This is a genomic window from Curtobacterium sp. MCSS17_006 (assembly GCF_003234215.1).
In the GTDB taxonomy this organism is placed as follows: Bacteria; Actinomycetota; Actinomycetes; order Actinomycetales; family Microbacteriaceae; genus Curtobacterium; species Curtobacterium flaccumfaciens.
Genome location: NZ_QKSO01000015.1, coordinates 34,533 through 52,205, shown reverse-complemented (window position 1 = coordinate 52,205; position 17,673 = coordinate 34,533). Strand labels below are relative to the sequence as shown.

General features: G+C 65.3%; 32 protein-coding genes. All 32 read right to left on the bottom strand.

Annotated features, from left to right (window positions below; all coding sequences use genetic code 11):
• Positions 1 to 55 precede the first annotated feature (55 nt).
• Positions 56 to 1,330 carry a phage major capsid protein gene (locus tag DEJ21_RS14245; RefSeq protein ID WP_111225032.1) on the bottom strand — a complete coding sequence of 425 codons (1,275 nt, stop codon included), beginning with the start codon at positions 1,328 to 1,330 and terminating at the stop codon, positions 56 to 58.
• Positions 1,327 to 2,055: an HK97 family phage prohead protease gene (locus tag DEJ21_RS14240; protein ID WP_110892614.1), complete on the bottom strand. Its 729-nt coding sequence runs from the start codon at positions 2,053 to 2,055 to the stop codon at positions 1,327 to 1,329. The genes DEJ21_RS14245 and DEJ21_RS14240 overlap by 4 nt, the downstream gene beginning before the upstream one ends.
• The gene (locus tag DEJ21_RS14235; protein WP_181435911.1) at positions 2,052 to 3,422 is read right to left on the bottom strand and encodes a phage portal protein; all 1,371 of its coding nucleotides are present in this window, start codon (positions 3,420 to 3,422) and stop codon (positions 2,052 to 2,054) included. Before DEJ21_RS14235 ends, DEJ21_RS14240 begins: the two co-directional genes overlap by 4 nt.
• Positions 3,419 to 3,559, bottom strand: coding sequence for a hypothetical protein (locus DEJ21_RS18345; protein ID WP_181435910.1), 141 nt, complete (start codon positions 3,557 to 3,559; stop codon positions 3,419 to 3,421). Before DEJ21_RS18345 ends, DEJ21_RS14235 begins: the two co-directional genes overlap by 4 nt.
• On the bottom strand, positions 3,559 to 5,307 hold the full coding sequence (locus tag DEJ21_RS14230; protein WP_111225030.1) for a terminase large subunit: 1,749 nt from the start codon (positions 5,305 to 5,307) through the stop codon (positions 3,559 to 3,561). The genes DEJ21_RS18345 and DEJ21_RS14230 overlap by 1 nt, the downstream gene beginning before the upstream one ends.
• Complete coding sequence (locus DEJ21_RS14225) at positions 5,282 to 5,734, bottom strand: phage terminase small subunit P27 family (RefSeq protein WP_111225029.1); 453 nt, start codon at positions 5,732 to 5,734, stop codon at positions 5,282 to 5,284. Before DEJ21_RS14225 ends, DEJ21_RS14230 begins: the two co-directional genes overlap by 26 nt.
• A 781-nt stretch (positions 5,735 to 6,515) precedes the next feature.
• Positions 6,516 to 6,737, bottom strand: coding sequence for a hypothetical protein (locus DEJ21_RS14215; RefSeq protein ID WP_111225027.1), 222 nt, complete (start codon positions 6,735 to 6,737; stop codon positions 6,516 to 6,518).
• Positions 6,724 to 6,948, bottom strand: a complete 225-nt coding sequence (locus DEJ21_RS18030) for a hypothetical protein (protein ID WP_146247801.1) — start codon at positions 6,946 to 6,948, stop codon at positions 6,724 to 6,726. The genes DEJ21_RS14215 and DEJ21_RS18030 overlap by 14 nt, the downstream gene beginning before the upstream one ends.
• 158 nt (positions 6,949 to 7,106) lie before the next feature.
• Positions 7,107 to 7,313 carry a hypothetical protein gene (locus tag DEJ21_RS14205; protein ID WP_110892609.1) on the bottom strand — a complete coding sequence of 69 codons (207 nt, stop codon included), beginning with the start codon at positions 7,311 to 7,313 and terminating at the stop codon, positions 7,107 to 7,109.
• Positions 7,306 to 7,458 carry a hypothetical protein gene (locus DEJ21_RS18340; RefSeq protein WP_181435909.1) on the bottom strand — a complete coding sequence of 51 codons (153 nt, stop codon included), beginning with the start codon at positions 7,456 to 7,458 and terminating at the stop codon, positions 7,306 to 7,308. Before DEJ21_RS18340 ends, DEJ21_RS14205 begins: the two co-directional genes overlap by 8 nt.
• A gap of 526 nt (positions 7,459 to 7,984) precedes the next feature.
• Positions 7,985 to 8,656 (bottom strand): hypothetical protein, encoded by a 672-nt coding sequence (locus tag DEJ21_RS14200; protein WP_111225025.1) that lies wholly within the window; start codon positions 8,654 to 8,656, stop codon positions 7,985 to 7,987.
• On the bottom strand, positions 8,653 to 9,222 hold the full coding sequence (locus tag DEJ21_RS14195; RefSeq protein ID WP_111225024.1) for a hypothetical protein: 570 nt from the start codon (positions 9,220 to 9,222) through the stop codon (positions 8,653 to 8,655). Before DEJ21_RS14195 ends, DEJ21_RS14200 begins: the two co-directional genes overlap by 4 nt.
• Positions 9,222 to 9,650 carry a single-stranded DNA-binding protein gene (locus tag DEJ21_RS14190; RefSeq protein ID WP_111225023.1) on the bottom strand — a complete coding sequence of 143 codons (429 nt, stop codon included), beginning with the start codon at positions 9,648 to 9,650 and terminating at the stop codon, positions 9,222 to 9,224. The genes DEJ21_RS14195 and DEJ21_RS14190 overlap by 1 nt, the downstream gene beginning before the upstream one ends.
• Positions 9,647 to 9,931: a glutaredoxin domain-containing protein gene (locus DEJ21_RS14185; protein WP_111225022.1), complete on the bottom strand. Its 285-nt coding sequence runs from the start codon at positions 9,929 to 9,931 to the stop codon at positions 9,647 to 9,649. The genes DEJ21_RS14190 and DEJ21_RS14185 overlap by 4 nt, the downstream gene beginning before the upstream one ends.
• Before the next feature lie 175 nt (positions 9,932 to 10,106).
• Positions 10,107 to 10,565, bottom strand: a complete 459-nt coding sequence (locus DEJ21_RS14180; protein ID WP_146247800.1) for a hypothetical protein — start codon at positions 10,563 to 10,565, stop codon at positions 10,107 to 10,109.
• On the bottom strand, positions 10,516 to 11,280 hold the full coding sequence (locus DEJ21_RS14175) for a helix-turn-helix domain-containing protein (RefSeq protein WP_111225020.1): 765 nt from the start codon (positions 11,278 to 11,280) through the stop codon (positions 10,516 to 10,518). Before DEJ21_RS14175 ends, DEJ21_RS14180 begins: the two co-directional genes overlap by 50 nt.
• Positions 11,281 to 11,560: 280 nt before the next feature.
• Entirely contained in the window at positions 11,561 to 11,872 is a 312-nt protein-coding gene (locus DEJ21_RS14170; RefSeq protein ID WP_258375082.1) for a DUF4406 domain-containing protein, read from the bottom strand.
• Positions 11,869 to 12,303: an HNH endonuclease gene (locus DEJ21_RS14165; RefSeq protein WP_111225018.1), complete on the bottom strand. Its 435-nt coding sequence runs from the start codon at positions 12,301 to 12,303 to the stop codon at positions 11,869 to 11,871. The genes DEJ21_RS14170 and DEJ21_RS14165 overlap by 4 nt, the downstream gene beginning before the upstream one ends.
• Positions 12,276 to 12,452, bottom strand: coding sequence for a hypothetical protein (locus DEJ21_RS18335; RefSeq protein ID WP_181435907.1), 177 nt, complete (start codon positions 12,450 to 12,452; stop codon positions 12,276 to 12,278). The genes DEJ21_RS14165 and DEJ21_RS18335 overlap by 28 nt, the downstream gene beginning before the upstream one ends.
• Positions 12,449 to 12,793 carry a hypothetical protein gene (locus DEJ21_RS14160; protein WP_111225017.1) on the bottom strand — a complete coding sequence of 115 codons (345 nt, stop codon included), beginning with the start codon at positions 12,791 to 12,793 and terminating at the stop codon, positions 12,449 to 12,451. The genes DEJ21_RS18335 and DEJ21_RS14160 overlap by 4 nt, the downstream gene beginning before the upstream one ends.
• Positions 12,793 to 13,188, bottom strand: a complete 396-nt coding sequence (locus tag DEJ21_RS14155) for a RusA family crossover junction endodeoxyribonuclease (RefSeq protein WP_181435906.1) — start codon at positions 13,186 to 13,188, stop codon at positions 12,793 to 12,795. Before DEJ21_RS14155 ends, DEJ21_RS14160 begins: the two co-directional genes overlap by 1 nt.
• 82 nt (positions 13,189 to 13,270) lie before the next feature.
• Positions 13,271 to 14,038 (bottom strand): hypothetical protein, encoded by a 768-nt coding sequence (locus DEJ21_RS14150; RefSeq protein ID WP_111225015.1) that lies wholly within the window; start codon positions 14,036 to 14,038, stop codon positions 13,271 to 13,273.
• Entirely contained in the window at positions 14,035 to 14,265 is a 231-nt protein-coding gene (locus tag DEJ21_RS14145; protein ID WP_111225014.1) for a hypothetical protein, read from the bottom strand. Before DEJ21_RS14145 ends, DEJ21_RS14150 begins: the two co-directional genes overlap by 4 nt.
• A complete protein-coding gene (locus DEJ21_RS14140; protein WP_111225013.1) occupies positions 14,262 to 15,101 on the bottom strand; it encodes a PD-(D/E)XK nuclease-like domain-containing protein in 840 nt (279 codons plus the stop codon). Before DEJ21_RS14140 ends, DEJ21_RS14145 begins: the two co-directional genes overlap by 4 nt.
• 103 nt (positions 15,102 to 15,204) lie before the next feature.
• Positions 15,205 to 15,360 carry a hypothetical protein gene (locus DEJ21_RS18330; RefSeq protein ID WP_181435905.1) on the bottom strand — a complete coding sequence of 52 codons (156 nt, stop codon included), beginning with the start codon at positions 15,358 to 15,360 and terminating at the stop codon, positions 15,205 to 15,207.
• Positions 15,357 to 15,731, bottom strand: a complete 375-nt coding sequence (locus tag DEJ21_RS14135) for a hypothetical protein (RefSeq protein ID WP_146247799.1) — start codon at positions 15,729 to 15,731, stop codon at positions 15,357 to 15,359. The genes DEJ21_RS18330 and DEJ21_RS14135 overlap by 4 nt, the downstream gene beginning before the upstream one ends.
• Before the next feature lie 29 nt (positions 15,732 to 15,760).
• On the bottom strand, positions 15,761 to 15,886 hold the full coding sequence (locus DEJ21_RS18640; protein ID WP_258375081.1) for a hypothetical protein: 126 nt from the start codon (positions 15,884 to 15,886) through the stop codon (positions 15,761 to 15,763).
• The gene (locus DEJ21_RS14130) at positions 15,883 to 16,137 is read right to left on the bottom strand and encodes a hypothetical protein (RefSeq protein WP_111225011.1); all 255 of its coding nucleotides are present in this window, start codon (positions 16,135 to 16,137) and stop codon (positions 15,883 to 15,885) included. The genes DEJ21_RS18640 and DEJ21_RS14130 overlap by 4 nt, the downstream gene beginning before the upstream one ends.
• Positions 16,134 to 16,304 carry a hypothetical protein gene (locus DEJ21_RS18325; RefSeq protein WP_181435904.1) on the bottom strand — a complete coding sequence of 57 codons (171 nt, stop codon included), beginning with the start codon at positions 16,302 to 16,304 and terminating at the stop codon, positions 16,134 to 16,136. Before DEJ21_RS18325 ends, DEJ21_RS14130 begins: the two co-directional genes overlap by 4 nt.
• 273 nt (positions 16,305 to 16,577) lie before the next feature.
• The gene (locus tag DEJ21_RS14125) at positions 16,578 to 17,078 is read right to left on the bottom strand and encodes an HNH endonuclease signature motif containing protein (protein WP_111225010.1); all 501 of its coding nucleotides are present in this window, start codon (positions 17,076 to 17,078) and stop codon (positions 16,578 to 16,580) included.
• Positions 17,075 to 17,398 (bottom strand): hypothetical protein, encoded by a 324-nt coding sequence (locus tag DEJ21_RS14120; RefSeq protein WP_111225009.1) that lies wholly within the window; start codon positions 17,396 to 17,398, stop codon positions 17,075 to 17,077. The genes DEJ21_RS14125 and DEJ21_RS14120 overlap by 4 nt, the downstream gene beginning before the upstream one ends.
• On the bottom strand, positions 17,395 to 17,601 hold the full coding sequence (locus DEJ21_RS18025; RefSeq protein ID WP_146247798.1) for a hypothetical protein: 207 nt from the start codon (positions 17,599 to 17,601) through the stop codon (positions 17,395 to 17,397). The genes DEJ21_RS14120 and DEJ21_RS18025 overlap by 4 nt, the downstream gene beginning before the upstream one ends.
• Positions 17,602 to 17,673 lie beyond the last annotated feature (72 nt).

The window sequence follows — 17,673 nt, the reverse complement described above, 5'->3', positions numbered from 1 at the left end:
TTCGCGTCTTCGATCCGATACCGGATCCCGTTGATGACGACCATGCCGTCCGTCATCAGCCGGCCGCCACCGTGCCGAGCTCGACGAGGGCGAGGTGCGCCGGCTTGTAGATGACCTGCGCGGCACGCAGCTCCGCCCGCACGTACACGAGGTTGCGTCGTGCGTAGTCGGCGTGCTGGTTGAACGCGACCACGGACAGCGCCTCACGCTCGAGGACGTTGATCGTCGACAGGTCACCGACGAGCGCGGTGCCCTCCGGAATCGCCTGCGCGGTCACGTACGGACGGCCCCACAGAGTGCGGGGACCAGCACCGAACGGACCGTTGCCGTAGAAGCGCTGGTTCCCGTCCTGCATGAGATCCAGCACCTCAGCGTCGGCCGGGTTGAGGACGATGCCGGTGACCTGTGCTCCGACCTCGTCGAGGGCGGTGAGCGCCTTGCGGATCGACACCGGGATCTTGACCGGGTCGGTGCCAGCAGCGGCGATCTGCTGGATGCCTGTGGTGTTCAGGATGCCCGTGGGCTGGCCTGCAGCACCCGTGCCGTTGAGGAGGTAGTTCTCGATCACGGCCCGGATGTTGTACGCGAGCTGCCCGTTCAGGTAGGACGCGAACGCTCCCGCGTCGGCGAGGAGCTCATTCGTGACGGTGTAGCCGTCGGCGTAGGTGAACACCTTGCCGGTGGCGATCGCCGTCGACAGGTCGGACAGGGGCTTCAGAGCAGACGCGGGGTCCGTCGGCAGGATCTCGTCCTTGACGATGCCCGCGTTGCGGAGCACCGAAGTGATCTGCACGTAGTCGAAGCTGTTGCCGGTGATCGACCCGGTCGAGATCAGGTCGAGCAGCGTCAGGGGACGCTGGTACGTCAGGTCCACCTGCGGCAGACGCGTGGGCTGCAGACGGCCCACGGCGACCGACAGGGGGTTCGGGTCCGCCTTCAGACCGCGACCCTTCGCCCCGACGGTGACCTTCGGCAGCTGGATCAGCGACCCCTCACCGAACCCACCCGGGTTCGACTTGATGAGCTGCTGGTACGGCGCCGACTCCGTGTACGCCTCACCGAACGACTTGAAGCCGTCGGGCTGCTCCTCGGCCGGCTTCGGCTCGTCGTCGGACTTCGCAGGCGACGTCGACGCGAGGAGCGTCTTCATGTTCGACTGCGCGTCGTCCGCGGCCTTCACCTGCACGGTGAGCTCGTCGGCCTGCGACTTCAGCTCACCGATCTTCGTGATCTCGTCTGCCGTGAACTCACGGTCCTCGGACTTCGCCAGATCGGCGATGCTCTTCGCTTCGGCCAGGACGGCCGCGAGCTTCTCTCGGAGCGTCTTCATCGTTCCTCCATCAGGATCAGTTCTGCTGCGGTCGCCCAGGCCGCCACTTGGGCATGAGTAAGGCCCGCCGATTTCGACGGGCCTGACGGTTCCCCATCCTGGGGAGGTGAGCTTTCCGGCGGGGCGCCGGAAGATTCGGTGGGGTCGGGCGGAACCTCGACGTTGGGTGTCGGCTCCACCTCCCGAGGGTCGGCGGCAAGTTCCTCACGCACGATGCGGCGGATGTCCTCGTCGGACTTCGTGCCGAGCAGCTGCGTGTCGGGGTTCATGCCTTTGAGCGTGGGCCCGAATTCGATCAGGTTCAGCTTCCGGAGCTCGAAGAACTCGTCCTCATCCTGCGTGACGTAGCCACCATCGACGACGTCGTACCCGAAGGAGAACTCCTTCACCCGACGCTGCTTCAGCAGCTTGTACGTCTGCAGCGCCGTCGGGTTCTCGAGGTCCAGCTGCGCGGTCACGAGGAGCCCGTCAGCGGTCTCCGCAGCCGACAGGCTCCACCCGATGTGCGCGAACGGGTCCGACCACTGGTGCGACCAGATCGCGGGGATCGCGTCACCAGACGCCGCCCAGTCGCGCAGCGACTCAGCGAACGCACCAGGGACGATGACGTCGCCGCCGTGGTCCTTGTTACCGAACACCGCGACGAGCGCCGTGAACTGACCATCACCAAGACCGTCAGCGGTACCGACGGCCTTCACGTTGGCGTTGAAGCTCTTCGTCTTCATGCGCTTGCCTCCAACTGCCCGGTCGCCCAGAGCACTTCCATCGCCTGCTTCGGTTCCAGCCCCTTGCTGCGGAGCAAGTCGTACGCCTTCGCCACCTCCGGCGTCGCATCCCCGGGGGACGCCTGTGGGCCACCGCCACGCACCACGTTGAGGGGCGTGATGATGTCGTCACCGCCCTCAATCGCCGGCCGGTTGTCCATCGCCCGGGCCTCGTTGATCGTCAACCAGGGGCCACCAGTCGCCGTCGACATGATCGCCGCGGACTCCTCGAACGACCCGCGGAGCTTCGCGCCCAGGTCGAACTCGACGTACAGCGACTCGTCGCCACCGTTGAGGAGCGGAGTGATGTGCGCGTTGAACGCCTGCTCGAACTGGACGAAGTGCGGGCCCAGAGCATCGCGGTACAGCGACTGCCGGAACGCCTCCATGTTGGAGTAGTTCCCCTGCCGCGAACCGATCATCTCCGGAGGGATGTGGTACGCCGACGCAACCTCGATGTCGGTGAGGGTGCGCCCCTCAACCTCCTGCATGTCCTTCGGCGAGAAGATGTCGACCTTCTTGACGTCCGCACCGATCGGCAGGACAGGCATCTTGCCTTCGCTGCCACCACCGTCGGACCAGTTCGACATCTCCGCCTCGAGGCGACGCATCGCCGAACCGTCAAGCGATTCGACACCGTCCACGGGCTGCTGGGTGACGACTGCGGGGAACCGTGCGCCCTTCTTCCAGATCGACCGCCGGTACTTCACCGACTCCGTGTACTCGTCGAGGATGTGCCGCAACGTCTCGATCGGGGGGGTGCCGTTCCCGGACCCGTACCCCCGGTCGAAGAACAGCCCGTCGAGGCTGATGTGTTTCGGCTTCCCGTCTCCCACGTACAGGTCGACCCCGTCAACGAGCGACGTGCCCGTGAACGTGAACCGCCACGACTGCGCCGGCCAGTGCTGCAGCACCACGCCTGCTCGCGAGTCCGCGGACGGCACCAGCTGCGCCATGAACCGGTCGTAGACCAGGAAGTCGCACAACAGGGTGTGCCAGAACCGGTACTGCGTCAGGTGCTTCTGCGGCTCACGGATGAGCTCCGCAAGCGGCCCATCCGTGACTCGCTTCCGGTCAGTGTCCCCGTCACGGCGGTACACCTTCATCGGAGTCGACGCGATCTTCGTCGCGATGAAGTCGACGACCTTCCGAACCGATGGCTGCGACTGCCAGATCGAGTACGCCGACTGCGCGTAGTCCGTCAGCGGCATCCCCGGGTCAGCGACGATCGACCGGCCGTCATACCGCCACGGCGTCGACAACGACGGGAACTCCGCGAGGATCTGACCGTTCGACTGGTCAGACGACTTCTTGAAGAACAGGCTCACGTCATCCTCCAAGCGATCAGGAACAGGGCCACACCCGCGACGACGAGCGCCGCCGGCCAGTACACGGCCGCGACACCCGCGGTGATGAGGAGCACCCCGAGGATCTCGAGGAGGATCACGACAGCTGCACGAGTCATCAAGCCACCTCCGAGGTGCCGAACACGCTCGCGTCCGGATCGTTGTACGGGTTCTTCTTCTTCGGCTTCGTGACCAGAGCCTCCGACAGTGCATTCACCGTCGCCGCGACACCATCGATCTTGTCCATCGAGTGCGCCTTGTTCGGCTTCACGTTCCCGTTCGCGTCGATGTCCACCGACAGGTTGTCGACGTTCCACCGCAGCACCGGGTTCCCACCCGACCGGAACAGGGGCTTCTCCTTGCTGCCGGTCAGCAGTAGACGCTGCAGCTCCTTCAACGGAGGCGACAGGCGCCGGAAGTCCTGGTACACACGCACCAAGTTCTTCACCCCGGAGTCCTGCAAGCTGTTGACCATCTGCGTCGAGTTCCACGGGTCGAACCCGATCGACACGACATCGAACCGGTCGAGGTCCGCTTGGATCTGAGCCTGCACGAACGCGTAGTCGGTCACGTTCCCCGGAGTGGTCCGCAGGAACCCCTGCCGAACCCACGCTGATGCGTTGCCCGCGGTGCGCTTGTTTAACGCGTCCATGGCACCTTCAGGGATCCAGAACCGCGCCAGGATGTCGTACCCGTTCCCATCCGGGAACAGCAGCACCCACGCGGTGAGGTCCGACGCGGATGCAAGGTCCCAACCGCCGAACGCCTTCCGCCCGGTGAGCTTCGCCTCATCCACCGTGCCGGCGTTCCGATCCCACGAATCGAGCGTCAGGAACCGTGCCTCCTGCTTCGTGCGGATCCCAAGGTGCAGCCGCAGGAAGTCGCCGAGCTCCGCGGGGGAGTTCTTGGCCTTCAGCGCCGCAGCATCGAGGTACTTCCGTGACGGGCTGATCCCGTAACCCGGATTCGCCTTCCGCTGGGTCTCCGGAGCGAACGGGTCGTCCGTCTCGTCGGCACCCCAGATGGCGCCGTACCAGGAGTGATCCTTGATCGTCCCCGCTGCCAGCTTCTCGACGTACAGCCGCGTCTCGTCGTAGATCGTCCCCGACTTCGATGCGTCCGGGGTTGTGATCCGGATGCCCAACGGCTGCGTCCGCGAACCGCGACCAGTCTCGAGCGTCCGGACCAAGTCCGGCGTCTTGTGGACGTGGAGCTCATCGACGATGAAGCAGTGCAGGTTCGCGCCGTGCTGCGCATCAGCAGCCGACGAGATGACCTCGATGTACGACCCCGACTTCGGGTGCACGATCCGCTTCTGGTGCGCCTTGAACCGACCAGCAAGAGCCGGCGTCTTCTCCACCAACTGCTTGATCGGCCCGAACACGAACCCCGCCTGACGCTCCGTCGAAGCGGCCGTCACAACCTGACCGCCCGACTCACCGTCAGCACCAGTCATGTACACGGCAATGCCACCCGCGAGAGTCGACTTCCCGTTCTTGCGAGGAACGTCGACCATCACGTCACGGATGATCCGCACCATCGCGAGCGCGTCCTCATCCCACTGCACCCACCCGAACACCGGCGCGATCACGTACGCGATCTGCCACGGGTCAGGATCCAGCGGCTTCCCCGCCCACTTCCCCTGCGTGTGCCGCAGCAGATGGAACGTCTTCAGCACCTTGTCGACCCGCTCCGGGTCGAACTGTGCACCCTCAACCTCACGCGGCTCAGGCGTCTTGAACTTCGGCGGGATCTCCGGCAACGGGTAGCCACGGTCCTGCAAGTACCAGGCAACCTCCGGAGACAGCTTCAGCCGCTCGAGAGTCGCCTCGTCGAGGGCGTCAGAACGGGTTGTCGTCTTCCCCATCGTCGGACTCCTTCGCCAAGCTCTGCTCCGAGCTCGGCGTCAGTCCAAACTCCCGTGCCAGCAGCTGCAGCCGATGCCCCGCATTCCGCCTGATCGCAACCGCCGGATGCGGAATCTCACCCTGCTTCGCATCGATCGTCAACGACCCATGCTCCTGCAGAGACAACGTCGCAGCCTTGAACTCCGACCACGTCTCGCAGTACGTCGCCAGAACCGCCCGATCCTCCGCCTTCACAATGTCCAACCGCGTCAACTCCGGAACCACACGGTTCCACTCAGCGACCGCCTCATCCGACAACCACTCAGGCGCCGACGGAGGCACCCGCTTGAACGCCGGAGCATCCACAACCTTCCGACCACCACTGTCACGACCATTCCCACGACCCTCAACGAGCCTGAGAGCTGCCGGTCTCGCTGCACGAGGCATCGGAGACCCCCTTGTCGTCGTAGTGAGACGCGAACAGCGGGCGCACCGGCGTGCGCTCTTATGTGACATTGATATATGATCTAGACGCCCCTACCCCAGTAGCACCGCCGAAGCACCGTTCCTCACACCCGTTGTCTGGGCTGCCGTGTTGTAACTCACCGTCAGGTGGTCGCGCACGCTACGGCAGCTGCTTCCAAAGGCGAGCTGCGAGGGTTTCGGTGTTGCGGTCTTGGTGTCTCAGGGTGGTGAGGCGTTGGACCCGTTTGAGGGCTGCTTGTCGTGTCTTGTGGTCGTGGTGTGGGTTGCAGAGGGGCTGCCAGTTGCCGTGGTCCCACATGGCGCCGCCGTCGGCGAGCTCCACGATGTGGTCGACGACGGTTGCTGGTCCGTCGCAGACTCGGCATCGTGGGTTGCTGCGGAGGTACTGGGTGGACTCTGTCCGCCACCGTGCGGTGTTGCGTCCGTCGCCGGGGATGACGCGGTGTGCGCCGCTCTTCCGCTTCCGCTGGTGTTCAGCGCATCGGCCACGGTTGGTGGCGAGTTCGTCGCAGTCGAGGGCTGAGCAGCGCATGGGCGCGCGGGTGGGCATCAGTCCCGGTCTTCTACGACGTCGGACATGGCTTGGTCGATCTCGGCCACTGTCTGGGGGTGCAGGGTGAGTGGTGCCGGCCACCGGTTGCTGCGCGTTCGGTGGCTGCTGATGTCGTCTTCGGCCATCATGTACCCCGTTTCGGAGGCGGTTCTGGTCTGAGCCCGTCTCAGCGGAGCCGGTTGTACCCCATCAGTCGACGGTGATGCCGAGATCGCGGATGGTTTCCACGACTTCGTCGCCGTACATGCGGAGGCCGCGTGCTTCCCAGGCGTTGGCGACTTGCTCTTCGCTGAGGTGCACGTCCGCGTGGGCTGTGTTCTGCGCGATCAGGGTCAGCTGCTTCTCGATGCCGGCGAGCAGGTTGAGTTTCGCGCTGCGGTACTCGCCGAGGCTGAGGTCACCCGCGGTCATGCGCGTCACCCTGGTAGTTGGTGAGCGTCCGCAGACCGAGCGGGTTGCGCATGCCCTTGTGCTTCTCGTTCGCGATGTCCGCGTGCTGGATCTGGAAGTCGATGGGCATGCCGGTCGCTTGTGCCAGGTACTCGCCGATGGTGATTCCAAGGAGCTCCACCACGTTGGGGCCGGCAGCACGAAGGGCTGCGTACTTGTCGCTGTCGAGCATGAGTCGAACGTCAACGTCCCGGTAATCGTGCGCCTCACCGAGCTTCCCGAGGGTTCGCTCAACGGATGACCCGACGAGGTAAGGGTTGGCATCGAACGCTTCCGCGATGGGCTTGCATGCCTCATCGAGGCGGAACATCTGCCGGGGGCTGAAAGCGCTCATGCTTTCACCGGTTCCGGGTCGCCGTACGTGGTGGTCTTGACCACCGTGGCGAGGGTCACGTCGGGTTCCAGCATCGCGGCCCGCATGTTGCTCTCGATGCGGTGCAGTTCGTTGACCGCTTCGGCCTGGTCGACGACGTACGAGCTGATCGCCTTCCCGCCTCGAGCGACGGTGAAGACGGTCTCCTTGATGGGCTCAGGCATGCGCTGCCAGGTGCTCGTCAAGCTTCGTCATGTCAGGCAGCATGTCCACCCAGATCGACGAGCCACGCTTCATGGCAGGGCCGGGGAGCACATCGACGGGGACGCGCTCAGCGCACTCGTCACACTCGATCGTGATGCTTTCCATCGTCGCCTCCATGTGTGCCATGTACGTCAAGTAGTCGACCGCTCACGGCTGAGTTCCGCGCGCCACAGCGGGTTACTCAGGGTCACGGTCTTGAAGGGTCCTCGTGCTCGCGCCGCGATCGTTAGGTTCGCTGTGCGGCCGGTGTCGCCCTGACGTGACAGGTCGGGGCCGGCGGCTAGGTGCGGTGCTGATGCGTGTCGGCTGGCACGAGGAAGTGTGGGGCACAACGAGTGGGCCGTCACGTGGCTGATGCGACTTGCTCAGCCGCTGACACGTACCCGGCCCACTCGAAGGCGGTGCATGTTGTTGTCGCGGACTGCTCGCCGCGGGTGGACTACCACCATCGTCGGAGCCAAACCGAAGCGGCTCCGACAGCCCATCCCAGGGCGGTACATGCGAGAAGCCCCGACCGGTCATGGTCGGGGCTTCTCCGGACAGACTCGTCCGACGTGTCTCCATTCTGCCACAAAACGTGTCCGAATGGACGTGTTCCAGGGCATGGATCGGTCAGCGTGTCGCAGCTGGTCTACGTGGTCAGCTCCTCGGCTTTCTCGGTGAGTTCGTCGCCGAGTTCCGCGACCGCTTCGAACCCGACCCACTCGGTCGCGGAGCCGATGATCTCCGGGCATGCCCTGCATGTTGCGCGGGGGCGGATGGGTTGCCCGTCTACCTTGCGGTACTCGACGACGATCGGCCACCGGAACACTTCCCCGTTCTGGTCCGTCCAGAACTCGGACCGGCAGACGGGGCACACGGTGCGGATCTCAAGCCGCTTCGGCGGTTCCAGCTGCGTGCGGATGACACGCACCCACCTTCGCAGTTCCGTCGTGTACCAGCCGATGTCGGCGGGTTCGTTGCAGCGGGCGTTGAAGGTGACGTACCAGCGTCGCAGGGACCCTTGCACGTCGTCCTTCACCCAGTCGGCGCCCCAGTTGCAGCACCACCCTCGGACCGCTTCGCTGATGCGGCCCCACTCGGCCAACGCTTCAGACTTCACCATGTTCCGTTCACGGGCGGCGACGGACTTCGATCCGCCGTCGTTGCCCGCTGAGGGGGTGATCGACGCGTACAGCTGATCGAGGAGGCTGGGGTGCTGCACGGAGTGGATGCCGACGTACGTGCCGTCATCCGCTGTCTGCGTGATGTGCTCCGTGGACGGCTTCGTGAGGACGTCCACGACGTCGAGGAGATCGGTCATGCTGCGCCTCCCAACTTCATGCGCTCAGCCGCTTCGACAAGTGCCCTATCGGTTCCCGCAAGCCTCAGGGTCGTCTTCGTGACCGCTCGCGAGAAGGTGGCCTGCTGGTGGCGCCCGAACGCCTCCGGCTCACGCCGTGCGGGCTGCTTCAGCGCGCGCAGGGTGCTCCCCGAAGCGACCATGAGGCCCCAGCCGTCGGGCAGGTCGTCACGGACAATCGCCTTGTCTGAGACGACGAGCCACCAGAAGTCGCAGTACCGGGCGAACGCTTCTGCCTTCTCGGGCTCCTTCAGCTCGTGGAGCCAGTCCGATCGGGAAACCTTCACCTCGTGGCCGTGGAGCAACGGCCCGGTGGCTGTGGTTCCGTACCCGCCAGGCCAGAGGTCGAGAGCCATGTAGTCGCAGATCCGGCGGGTGTCGAAGCCCGCGGTCAGCTTCACGTGCTCGGCGCGGGCGTAGCGGAAACCGTTGCCGTTGAACGATCCGTACCGAGTGTTGAGGCGGTCGAGCATCGTCCGCTCCGTGTGCTTCACGGGTTCGTCCCACAGCTGCTCGCTCTCGCCCATCAGAACGGCGTCTCGTCGTTGAACCCGTCGGACGGGGCGGACCAGACGTCGTTCGACTGCTGCGAGCCCTGCTGCTGTCCGCCCTGCTGCCCCGTCTTAGACCGGCGATCGTCGATACCGATGCTCGGGTTCCGGAGGACCACCGTCGCGCCGGCACCGTTCTTGCCCTCGTAGACCTGCACCTCCGGGTCGCCCGAGATCGTCACGTAGGTGCCCTTCTGGACGCGGCGGGCGTAGTACTCGGCGTCCTGGTCCCAGAACGTCGCTTCCGCCCACGTGGTACCGCCGATGGTCTCGTAGCCGCCACCCTCCTGCTTCTTCGACCAGGAGTGAGCGACACGGATCGACAGCACCTTCTTCCCTGTCTGTGTCTGGTTCTGGCGGGGCTCGACGGCCCAGCCCTCGACGGTCATCGTTGCGTTGCTCATGCTGCGAACTCCTCGGTGTTGATGTGCTTGTCCATCAGGTCGGGGCGGAAACCACCCCAGGTCTCGACGGTGAACCCGCCGGGGACGGTCGGGTCGGGGTTCTGCACGATGACGATCGGCGCCGCACTGATCCCGAGCTCACGGGCGGCGGCGATCACCCCGTCGTCCTCCGCGGAGTCGTGGATGTACGGAACCTTGTGCTCCGTCAGCCACTTCTCCGTCATGCGGCACTGCACGCACGCGGGCTTCGAGTAGACACGGACGGTCTGCTGCGTGGTCATGGATTCTTGCCTTCCTTGCGGGCCTTGTAGGCCGCGATCTGTGCTTCTAGGTCTGGGTCGTACGGTTGTGTGCCGTGCGCTGTCCGGTGCCACCGGTATGCCCGCTTTTCCCACGGGTTCAGGTCCGCGTACTCGACGGTCGCCATGAACAGGTCGAATGCGGCGTCGGCGACTCCTACGCCGTCAGTGAAGCCAGCGCGGTCACCGGTGCGTTCCACGGGATCAGCCCTTCGCTACGTGCCTGGTCCCAGCGGCGGTACGTGTCGCTGTCCGGAAACCAGTTGCTTCCGAGGGTCATCCCTTGCCGGGCAGCCCGGTCGGCCTCGTACGCTGCCTTCACGGGCGCGGGGAGGGGCTTCCGGTCCGGCCAGTCCAGCGGAACCACACCGCGGTCCTTGCCCTCACGGACCATTGCGACGTTCTCCCGTGCGATTCGCTTTGCGCGAGTGACAATGTGCGCGGGCTTCAGGTACTCGGTGGATTCCTGGAAGTGCTCCACCCCTGCCTGGTAGGCGAACTCGACGTCGAGGTCTCCGATGATGGCGAACCACATTTCGACGGTCTCCGGCTCAACCTGCCTGTGGTCAACGATCGAGAAAGTGGTGAGCAGCTTCGAGAGTTCGAGCTTGTTCATGGTTGTTCTCCTGTTCGAAGTAAGCGACGACGTCGAGGGCTTTCTTGAAAGCGGGCTGCTTGTCCTGTCCGCGGCGGACGGGGAGCGGGTCGTTCCACCCCTCACCGGACAGCCAGGACTTGAAGTACGGCACGTACTGCAACGGGGTGCCGATGCGGGTGTGCTCCGTCGCGTGGGCGAGAGCGGCCTGGATGATTGGTGCCATGTCGGTTCGCTTGCTCAGGGACAGCCAGACCTTGAGTGCGCGTGCCTTGTCGTTCTTCCGAGGCCACTGCTTCCACACCTGCTCGAACGAGGCTGCGTGCGCATCTACCTCTGGTGATTCCTTCTGGGGATTCACCTGGTGGTTACTATGCGCGGAAGCTGCTTCCGGTAGGTCAGGCGTAGATTTCCGGTAGCCCTCGCGTGGATTTCCGGTAGCCGATCCAGCGGAAGAATCTTCCGGTAGCGCTCCGACGTTCAACACGTACCGGTCGCTGGACCGTGTCCCGTCGTTCCGGAGGCGCCGCGCCCGGGTCAGTAGACCCATGTCCTCGAGGTCAGCGATCGCGTCCCGAACGGTGCGCGACGTGGAGCCCGTCATGCGGGCGATGTTCTCCTGCCCGGGGAAGCACGAGAACTCCTCGTCCGCCCGGTCAGCGAGGGCGATAAGCACGAACTTGCGGCTCATCTTCAACGGCAGGGACCATGCCCATGTGATCGCTTCGTGAGCCATCAGGCAGCCGCCCCTGCGGGCAGACGGTCTAGTATGGTGAGCATCAACCCACCACCTCCAATCCAGGTGTGTCGGGCTAGGCCCGGAATGGTGTTCCACCACCTTCCGGGCCGCTTTCTGTTCTGCTCCAATTCTACCCGAACAGGTGTTCGAAAGCGTCTATCCACACCTGTGTAGAACTGCTTTTTTCCGCGGCTTTCCGGGGCATTCTTTCCACAACCCCGGTGCACGTCACGGTCGACCATGTGCAGGTGCGTGACCGCTGCCTGCTGCCTGCCGTTCATGCGAGCCACCCAGCGATCGGACGGACTTGCATGCCGAGGGAGGTGGCGACGTGGTTCTCGAGCTGCGCCCCGCGGGACTGCTCCCAGCCGGGTAGCAGCGCGAGGCCTTCGGAGTCGACCACCATCCGGAGGGCGTGGCGCATGTACCAGTCCCACGCTTGGGGTGCGCCGGTGGTGTTGTGCTGCTCGGCGTCGACCGGGTTGAGCACGTCGAAGCCGGCAGCGCGGAGCTGATACTCAGCGGAGCGGAACGCGGGGTAGTTGAAGTACTCGTACCCGGTCATGGGCCCTGCAATGTAGAGCTTCACGAGGCACCTCCCGCAGGGACCTTCGTGATCCCCAGGTCGAACAGGCGCTGCTTCGCGTCCTCGGTGCGGACCGGCGCCCACTCCTGCTTCACGCTCTCGGTGAACAGCACCCACCGCTTCGAACCCGACGGCGACGGGACGAGGATCGGGACTTCCTCCGACTCCTCCACCCACGACGGGATCGCGTAGCCGGTGGCGCGGGCTTCCTCACCGTGGCTGTGGACGTGCTCGTGGCAGTGGAGGCACAGGGCGACGAGGTTCGACATGGTGTGCCGTCCGCCGCGGGATCGGAACTTCCGGTGGTGAAGGTGCAGGGGCGCATACGCCAGTGCTCCGCACCGCTCGCACTTGTTGCCGGCACGCGAGAGGACGATGTTCCTGACCGCGGTCGGGATGCCGGCGCTCACGAGTCGTCTCCCATCGGGATCCATGTGGCGCGGAGAACTGCTTTGGTCGTTGTGACATCACCGAAGGCGTCACGTACGCGAACTTCCTCATCGCCGATCACTGCCAGAACTTCGAGGTAGACCCGGGGGTGAACCCTGGATTCCATCCACGTGCCCGGTTCGATGCTGCTCATGCGTCCGTCTCCTTCGCGAGAGGCTGACCGCCGACGGCGCGGGCGGCGGGGATGCCCATCCGTGCGCGGCGTGCTCCGATGGCGCCTCGTGACTGCCCGAGCTCGCGTGCGATCTCCCCGTCGGTTGCGCCTTCACTGTTGCGGCGGCGGATGATGGTGTCGCGTTCTTCGCGGGTCACTCGAGCGGGCAGGGTGGTGGGTGCTTCGGGGATGACCTTGATGACGAGTGCGCGGAGCAGGGTGGACACTTCGGTGCCCTGCTTGGTTGCTTCGCGGTTGAGGGTCTTGAAGCGGTGGCGGGGGATGTGCACGAGGACGGGAACGTCGAAGTTGTCGTCCATCAGGCACCTGCCGCGGTGAAGACGTCGATCTCGGTGCGGGGGTTGTCGGCGTCGTGGTGCTTGCTGATGATCAGCGACACGATCTGGGAGTCGTCGGCCCAGGCGAGCCCGTTGAGGGCGTCGAGAGGGACTTTCGCGAGGTTGTCACAGTCGACTCGTCGGTTGTCGTTGCGGAAGAACCGCAGACGGACGTTCAGCTTCCCGGTGACGGGGGTCTCGATGGTGTGGCGGACACCGAGGGTGCGGTGGAACTCGGCGGCGATGCCGGCTTCCGCAGACAGGGTGCGCTGGTCTGTGAAGGTGCGGCCTCGGCCGAAGCGGGGCCTGCCCTTCGGGATGGGTTGGCCGGGGATCGTGAGTTTCAGGATCCGGTACGTGCCAGAGTTATCGAACACGCTGGTCTCTCTTCCTGGGATGGAGGGGTTGCGAGGGTGGAAGGGGCGGCGGGTGTTACAGCACCTGCCGCCCCGGTCCAGGTCAGGACTGGTCGACCTGGACGGCTTCCTCGGGGAAGAACTCCCGAGCGGGGATGCCATCGACGGTGACCGTGGTGTGGATGCGGGCGAGGGTGCCGACGTCGCGTGCGGTCCAGTCGGCGATGGGGCGTCCGATGCGGGTGACGAGCTGTCCTGCGGTGACACCGATGCCGGCGAACTTCTCGATCGCGCCGTCGATGCGCTGCTCGAGCGGAACACCTCCGCCGCCTTCGAGGGTCTTGCGCAGGATGTCTTCCGCTTCCGAGACGAACCAGCCGGGGAGCATGGTGAAGATGCACTCGCGGACGGCTCGGGCGCCGGTGTTCTGGTTCGCGAGGTAGATGTCGCCGAGGTCGGTGAGCTGCTGCCGCTGGCGTCCCTTCATCCGCTGGTGGGGTTGGATGAACGAGCGGGTGGAGCGGACGTTGGTCTGCTGGTCCCACGCCCACACCTGCATCTCGGAGATGCCCTCGGCGTCGTCGCGTCGTAGTTCGCGGACGCCGTAGTCGACGTTCTGCCAGATGCGGACGAGTTCGCGGGCGATGTGGATGCTGAGGCCAGTGCCGCGGTTGGGGACTTCGTAGAACGCTCGCTGTGCGACGGAGAGGGATGCGCAGAGTTCCCGCATCTCCTGTGCTGCGGTGTCGGTGTTCCGGGGGAACTGGCGGGCGACCTGCACCGCTGCTGCCACTTCGGCTGCGGCTCGGGTCTGCTCGACGACGGTGCCCTGCGATGCGGGCCTGGGCTGGGGGAGTGCGACGTCGGTCATGATGCGTCCCTCTCGGTCTCGAAGACCGCAGTGAGGCCTTCCTCATCGCCGACCACGTAGTAGTCGTCGTCGTAGTCGACGCCACGGCCCTTGGCTGCTTCGAACGCGGCGTCTGCCTGGTGGAGGAAGTCACCGATGTCGCGGCGGCTGAGGCCAGCGGGACCGGTGTTCTCGATCCGCACTTCGTGCCGCGTGATCTTCTTCTTGTGGTGCTGAGCGGTGTTCATGCGTACTGCTCCTCGTGCTGGTAGATCGCCCACTGGGGCGGTGAGATGAGGCCGACGGCTTCGGGGTAACCGGGCCAGGTGTCCGCGGCGGCGCACTGCGCGTAGAGCTCACGGGCGCGGCGGGCTTTCGCGTGGCCCATCTCCCGCCAGACGACGTCGAGCTGGTGCACGCCGACGAGGTACGGGGCAGTGGTCTCGGCGACGACGAACACGAACGGGAGCTGCGCCTCTGTGGCGAGGTACAGGGTGTCGTCGTAGTGGCCTTCCTGTGTCTCGTACCCGAAGTTCGCCACGGTCTTCGCGAACCCCTCGGGCGACGCGGACTTCCCGGTCGTCTTCAGGTCGACGGCGATCGGGTTGCGGCTGTCCAGCAGCGGGAGGAAGTCGAAGCGCGCCCTGAGCTCCACACCGGTCTCCGGGTCGGTCGCGAACACGGATGCTTCCGAGTTGCCGGGCTGCTCGAACAGCAGCCGTGCGGTCGGGTGTGCGAGGACGGCTTCGGACATGTCGTGCACCGTCTGGTGCACGTCGGACTTCACCGGGGTGTTGCCGGCGGCACGCTGTTCCTCGATCCACTCCTTCGCTGCCTTGGTGGAGGCGGCGCCGTTCGACGCGAGGAGGTCGTCGGGGATCGCGACGGTCGGTGCACCGGTGCCGAGCACCTTGGAGTGGACGGCGGTGCCGAGGTCGAATTCCTTCTTCGGTGCCTGCGGGTGGTCGCGGTCCCACTTGTAGCGGGCGGGGGAGTCGAGGAGTTTGCGGGCTTGGGTGGAGGACAGCTCGGGGCGGGAGTGGTACTCGGCTTCGTCGAGGTCCAGGACGATGCCGTTCACCATGTGCGCATCTCCTTCTTCCACTGGCGGAGCATGAGCCAGCGGGTGAACGGTCCGGGGAGGGTGGCCCACTCGGACGGGTCGGAACGGTCCCAACCGACGGGGTTCACGCGTCCACCGCCCGGGCTTCGCTGTCGAACCCGTAGTGATCGCGGGCGAACTCACACCAGCAATCCGTCACCCAGAACTCGACTTCACCTTCTGCATCGATCACAGCGCTGTGCATCTTGTGCTTCGCGCCGACGTCGTAAGTGCCGCTCATGCGACGACTTCCATGCGGGTGAAGGGCGCGAACTGGGATGCGTGCTGGGCGGTGAACCACCGGTCCTCGCAGTGGCCGCGCGACACGTCCATCCACGGTGTCTCGGACTCGACCTTGGTGTGGTACCAGGGGATGCCTTCACGGTCCTGGTACATGCCGGGTTCGGTGGGCATCGGGTGGCTGTGCACCGTGGGCTTCCGGAACTGGATCTCGTACTTGGGGGCCGGTTGCTCGTCGGTGAGGAAGTGCAGGATTGCCATGAGGGCGTGGGTCTGGGCGGTCTGCTGGTTGCCGGCGCGGTAGTTGTGTTCGGCGGCGTCCGCGGCTTCGGCCACATCGGCGCTGACGGGCCTTCTCGTGGTGGTGGTCATGGTGTGTTCTCCCTGGGATGGGTGCGACGTCAGTCGCAGGAGTCGGTGTGGTCGTGCTCAGCGGCCCGGGCGATGGCCTTGCCGAGTCGGTCGTCGTCGAGGTCTTCGGTGACCCAGCAGACGGGGCAGGCGCAGAGGACACCGTGGGTGGTCATGCGCTCATCCGTTCGTCGGCGGCGAGGATCGCGCCGACGATGTGCTTGATGAACGTCGGGATGGAACCTTCGGGGATCCGGCGGTACAGGTACAGGGCCTCGTCGATTGCGTCGAGTAGGGCGGGGTTACCCGCGGTCAGCATGATGAGATCGGTGTCTGCGTCGTTACGCAACCATGCACGCCAGTCGCCGGGAGTCGCTGATCCCCGGTGCTTCTCGAGCACGTCGCGGGCGCGCTGGATGTCGGTCATGCGGCCACCCCCAGCATCGCGAGGACGTCGGCCGGGTCGCCGGGGCACGTGTTGAGGACGAGCTGGCGGGCTGCCTGCTTCTCCCCATCGGTGAGCACGAACTCGGGTCGCGGGTCCACGGAGGACAGGTCGGTGGGGCCGGTGAAGCCGGTCATCGTGGAGCTCATCGGTTCACCCCCGGGGCGTTCACGACGGCGTGGACTCGGAGGAGGGCTGCAACGAACAGGACGACGACAGCCCACACGAGGACCGGCCACAGGAGGGACACGGTCGGAACGCCGGACGCGAACACGGCTGCGACGAACGACAGGTACAGGAGGACAGCGGCGGTCTTCACAGCGCACCCCCACAAGCGATGCCGACAGCGGCGACGACGAGCGTGACACCGACGAGGGTGAGGAAGGCGCCGATGATGCGGTTCTCGAACCGCTCCTGCCGATTCACGACTTCGGCTCCGTCGGGAGGGACACAAACTCATCCGCGTGGGTGAACATGCGGCTTCGCAACAGCGCAGCGGCTAGCGCGGCTTCGTCAGCGGTTGTGTGATAACCCGCCGAGTGCTGCTTTCCGTTGTGCCTCACGTACGCGTAATACGGCTTGCTCCGTCGGTCGGGCCGCTTGTATACGCCTCGTAAACGCGAGGCGCTAGACGCGTTAGCTCCTTGCCGGTGCTCGATGTTCTGCTTCGGCGTGACGAGCCGGAGGTGATCCGGGTTAACGCAGCGCCGGTTGAAGCAGATGTGGTCAACCAACATGCCATCTGGGATCTGGCCACGAGCGTTGACGTACGCGACCCGGTGTGCGTCTTCCTGACGCCCGTTGATTCGGATGAGGCCGTAACCGGTTCGGGTGCAGGCCGTCCAGTTCCAACACTTGTCGGTCCTGGCGACGTTGGTGTCGAAGCGCTGCATGTCGCTCGCGCTGGCAATGATGGCGCTCATGCCTTCGGCTCCGTCGGCAGGTTGCGGAGCCACTGCAGTGCGTCTTCGCGCGTGATCAGCGGCTTCTTCTTCGCTGGGTACCGGCGGACTAGGTCGCCACGCTTAGCCGCTTCGTCGACGGTCGTTCGGCTAAGGCTGACGAGCCCAGCGAACGACTCGACGTCGTACGCCAGCCTCTGGTCCTCTGCCACTGCCAGGTAACGGACAAGCGCGGGGAGGAGGTTCGCAGAGATTCGATCAGCCAGAGAGTCGGAGAGGCCCGCCTGCTGGATGATCGCAGCGATCGTGTCGTTGAGCTCGAGTTCCCGGGTGGCGCTCATGCTGCACGCCCGAGCTCGAATCGGGTGTCACCGAGTTCCAGAGCGACGGTGGCGAAGTCGGCCCAGTCGAAGGGGACGACGCCGTCGAGCTCTGCGGTGAGTGTGGGGAGTGGAATGCCTGTGGCCTCAGAGAGGTCGGCATCGGTGCGTCCCGTGGACTGCATCCGCTGCCTGATCCTCCTGGCCGTGGTCTGACTGGTCATGATGGACACACTACACCTCAAAAGTGAGGTGTTCAAGACGGCACGGTACCGCCGTGTCGCTTTTTAGCCGTT

Bases quoted from the DNA above. Each gene is read 5' to 3' on its own strand.
- DEJ21_RS14245 (WP_111225032.1), bottom strand. From the start codon at position 1,330: ATGAAGACGCTCCGAGAGAAGCTCGCGGCCGTCCTGGCCGAAGCGAAG.
- DEJ21_RS14240 (WP_110892614.1), bottom strand. From the start codon at position 2,055: ATGAAGACGAAGAGCTTCAACGCCAACGTGAAGGCCGTCGGTACCGCT.
- DEJ21_RS18345 (WP_181435910.1), bottom strand. From the start codon at position 3,559: ATGACTCGTGCAGCTGTCGTGATCCTCCTCGAGATCCTCGGGGTGCTC.
- DEJ21_RS14230 (WP_111225030.1), bottom strand. From the start codon at position 5,307: ATGGGGAAGACGACAACCCGTTCTGACGCCCTCGACGAGGCGACTCTC.
- DEJ21_RS14225 (WP_111225029.1), bottom strand. From the start codon at position 5,734: ATGCCTCGTGCAGCGAGACCGGCAGCTCTCAGGCTCGTTGAGGGTCGT.
- DEJ21_RS14215 (WP_111225027.1), bottom strand. From the start codon at position 6,737: ATGACCGCGGGTGACCTCAGCCTCGGCGAGTACCGCAGCGCGAAACTC.
- DEJ21_RS18030 (WP_146247801.1), bottom strand. From the start codon at position 6,948: ATGCTCGACAGCGACAAGTACGCAGCCCTTCGTGCTGCCGGCCCCAAC.
- DEJ21_RS14205 (WP_110892609.1), bottom strand. From the start codon at position 7,313: ATGCCTGAGCCCATCAAGGAGACCGTCTTCACCGTCGCTCGAGGCGGG.
- DEJ21_RS18340 (WP_181435909.1), bottom strand. From the start codon at position 7,458: ATGGAAAGCATCACGATCGAGTGTGACGAGTGCGCTGAGCGCGTCCCC.
- DEJ21_RS14200 (WP_111225025.1), bottom strand. From the start codon at position 8,656: ATGACCGATCTCCTCGACGTCGTGGACGTCCTCACGAAGCCGTCCACG.
- DEJ21_RS14195 (WP_111225024.1), bottom strand. From the start codon at position 9,222: ATGGGCGAGAGCGAGCAGCTGTGGGACGAACCCGTGAAGCACACGGAG.
- DEJ21_RS14190 (WP_111225023.1), bottom strand. From the start codon at position 9,650: ATGAGCAACGCAACGATGACCGTCGAGGGCTGGGCCGTCGAGCCCCGC.
- DEJ21_RS14185 (WP_111225022.1), bottom strand. From the start codon at position 9,931: ATGACCACGCAGCAGACCGTCCGTGTCTACTCGAAGCCCGCGTGCGTG.
- DEJ21_RS14180 (WP_146247800.1), bottom strand. From the start codon at position 10,565: ATGAACAAGCTCGAACTCTCGAAGCTGCTCACCACTTTCTCGATCGTT.
- DEJ21_RS14175 (WP_111225020.1), bottom strand. From the start codon at position 11,280: ATGGCTCACGAAGCGATCACATGGGCATGGTCCCTGCCGTTGAAGATG.
- DEJ21_RS14165 (WP_111225018.1), bottom strand. From the start codon at position 12,303: ATGGATCCCGATGGGAGACGACTCGTGAGCGCCGGCATCCCGACCGCG.
- DEJ21_RS18335 (WP_181435907.1), bottom strand. From the start codon at position 12,452: ATGAGCAGCATCGAACCGGGCACGTGGATGGAATCCAGGGTTCACCCC.
- DEJ21_RS14160 (WP_111225017.1), bottom strand. From the start codon at position 12,793: ATGGACGACAACTTCGACGTTCCCGTCCTCGTGCACATCCCCCGCCAC.
- DEJ21_RS14150 (WP_111225015.1), bottom strand. From the start codon at position 14,038: ATGACCGACGTCGCACTCCCCCAGCCCAGGCCCGCATCGCAGGGCACC.
- DEJ21_RS14145 (WP_111225014.1), bottom strand. From the start codon at position 14,265: ATGAACACCGCTCAGCACCACAAGAAGAAGATCACGCGGCACGAAGTG.
- DEJ21_RS14140 (WP_111225013.1), bottom strand. From the start codon at position 15,101: ATGGTGAACGGCATCGTCCTGGACCTCGACGAAGCCGAGTACCACTCC.
- DEJ21_RS18330 (WP_181435905.1), bottom strand. From the start codon at position 15,360: ATGAGCGGCACTTACGACGTCGGCGCGAAGCACAAGATGCACAGCGCT.
- DEJ21_RS14135 (WP_146247799.1), bottom strand. From the start codon at position 15,731: ATGACCACCACCACGAGAAGGCCCGTCAGCGCCGATGTGGCCGAAGCC.
- DEJ21_RS18640 (WP_258375081.1), bottom strand. From the start codon at position 15,886: ATGACCACCCACGGTGTCCTCTGCGCCTGCCCCGTCTGCTGGGTCACC.
- DEJ21_RS14130 (WP_111225011.1), bottom strand. From the start codon at position 16,137: ATGACCGACATCCAGCGCGCCCGCGACGTGCTCGAGAAGCACCGGGGA.
- DEJ21_RS18325 (WP_181435904.1), bottom strand. From the start codon at position 16,304: ATGAGCTCCACGATGACCGGCTTCACCGGCCCCACCGACCTGTCCTCC.
- DEJ21_RS14125 (WP_111225010.1), bottom strand. From the start codon at position 17,078: ATGAGCGCCATCATTGCCAGCGCGAGCGACATGCAGCGCTTCGACACC.
- DEJ21_RS14120 (WP_111225009.1), bottom strand. From the start codon at position 17,398: ATGAGCGCCACCCGGGAACTCGAGCTCAACGACACGATCGCTGCGATC.
- DEJ21_RS18025 (WP_146247798.1), bottom strand. From the start codon at position 17,601: ATGACCAGTCAGACCACGGCCAGGAGGATCAGGCAGCGGATGCAGTCC.